A 1,826-nucleotide genomic window follows, 5' to 3' on the forward strand; every position below is an offset into this window, starting at 1 on the left:
GGCGGCCTGGGGTCGGCTCGACCCGGCCACCGCCCGCCCGGTCGAGGGCCACGGGGCGGCGGGGGCCGCCGCGACGGCCGCCGCTCCGGTCACCGCCCCGCGCGCCGCCGAGGCGCTCAGGCTCGGGATCGCGCAGGAGGACCTCACGACCCTGGTCGAGCACCTCGACGAGGAGTTCCTGCTGCACGTACCGCGGCGCCGATGAGGGCCCTCGGCGTCGTCGTGCCGGCCCGCGACGAGCAGGACCACGTCGTGGCCTGCCTGCACGGCATCCGCACGGCCCTCGACCGGGTCCCCGGCCGCGTCACGATTGCGGTCACCGTCGTCCTCGACCGCTGCTCCGACCGCACGCCGCGGCTCGCGGCCGACGAGCTCGCCGACTGGCCCGGGGCGGTGGCCCTGCGGGTGGCGGCGGTCGGTGGTCGGCGCGGGGGCAGCGCCACGGGCCCCGGACCGGCGCACATGGTGGCCGGCACCGGCGTCGGCGCGCTGCGCGACCTCGGTGTGCGCTCGACGCTGCGCCGGCTGCGACGCTTCGCGCCGCGCGACGTCTGGCTGCTGAGCACCGACGCCGACACCACGGTGCCGCCGGACTGGGCCATGGCGCACCTGCGCCTGGCCGCGGCCGGCGCCCGCGGGGTGGCGGGGCTCGCGGAGCTGGGCCCGCACCCCGAGCTGTCGCCGGCGGCGCTGCGGCTGTACCAGCAGATCGTGGCGGCGGGGATGCACGGCACCCGCCACCACCACGTGTACGGCGCCAACCTCGGCGTGCGCGCCGACGCCTACCTCGCGGTGGGCGGCTTCCCGCACGACGGGCCGGGGGAGGGCCGCGCGCTGTGGAACCGGCTGGAGCGCACCGGCATGCCCCTGGCCACCCCCGTCGAGCCGGTGGTGCGCACCAGCGCGCGGCTGCACGGACGAGCGGAAGGCGGCCTGGCCGACCTGCTGCGCTCGTTGCAGGCCGGGAGCGAGCCCACCCGTCCCGCCGGCCTGTCCGCCGTCCCCGACCCCGAGCGGCCCGGCGCGGCGACGGACACGCCGGACGGAGCTTGACCCGCCGGCCCGGCTCCCACACCGTCGGACGATGGACCCCCGCACCGCTCCCGCCCGCCGTCGTCGCGGTCGGGCGGTGAGCGTCGGCGAGGGCGGGCCGGGCGTGCTCGCGCCCGCGGTCGCCGAGCAGCTCGACCGGTTCCTGCGCCACCTGGAGCTGGAGCGCGGGCGGTCGCGGCACACAGTGCGGGCCTACCGCGGCGACCTGACCACCCTGCTGGCCGGCCTGCCCGACCTCGCCGCGCTCGACCTGGCGATCCTGCGCGGGTGGCTGGCTGCGCAGCACGCCGCGGGAGCGGGGCGCTCCACGCTGGCGCGGCGGGCGGCCGCGGCGCGCACGTTCACCGCGTGGGCCCGCCGGTGCGGCCTCATCGACGGCGACCCCGGGGCCAGGCTGGCCTCGCCCCGACCCCACCGCGCGCTGCCGGCCGTGCCCGACGCCGGGCAGACCGCCGACGTGCTCGCGGCCGCCGAGTCGGGCTCCGCCGAGGGCGGTCCGGTCGCGGTGCGCGACCGGCTGGTCCTGGAGTTGCTCTACGCGACCGGCGTGCGGGTCGGCGAGCTCTGCGGCCTCGACCTCGGCGACGTCGACCACGACCGGCGCACCCTGCGCGTCCTCGGCAAGGGCGATCGGGAGCGCACCGTGGTGTTCGGCGTGCCGGCCGCCGCGGCACTGCGCCGCTGGCTCGACGGCCCCCGCTCCGCGCTGGCCCGCCCGTCGTCGCCGCCCGCGCTGCTGCTCGGGGCCCGCGGCGGCCGCCTCGACCCGCGGG

At 80.0% G+C, this 1,826-nt stretch carries 3 protein-coding genes; all 3 read left to right on the plus strand.

Annotated features, from left to right (window positions below):
- The coding region (locus tag KIK08_RS38830) for a hypothetical protein (RefSeq protein ID WP_214408299.1) at positions 1-205 on the plus strand (205 nt) is incomplete at its 5' end.
- Positions 202-1,053 carry a glycosyltransferase family 2 protein gene (locus KIK08_RS38835; RefSeq protein WP_214408300.1) on the plus strand — a complete coding sequence of 284 codons (852 nt, stop codon included), beginning with the start codon at positions 202-204 and terminating at the stop codon, positions 1,051-1,053. The genes KIK08_RS38830 and KIK08_RS38835, both read left to right, overlap by 4 nt.
- A gap of 31 nt (positions 1,054-1,084) precedes the next feature.
- Positions 1,085-1,826: site-specific integrase (locus tag KIK08_RS38840; RefSeq protein WP_214408301.1), on the plus strand; the 742-nt coding region annotated here is incomplete at its 3' end.

The sequence above is a fragment of the Pseudonocardia lacus genome, assembly GCF_018531445.1.
GTDB lineage: Bacteria > Actinomycetota > Actinomycetes > Mycobacteriales > Pseudonocardiaceae > Pseudonocardia > Pseudonocardia lacus.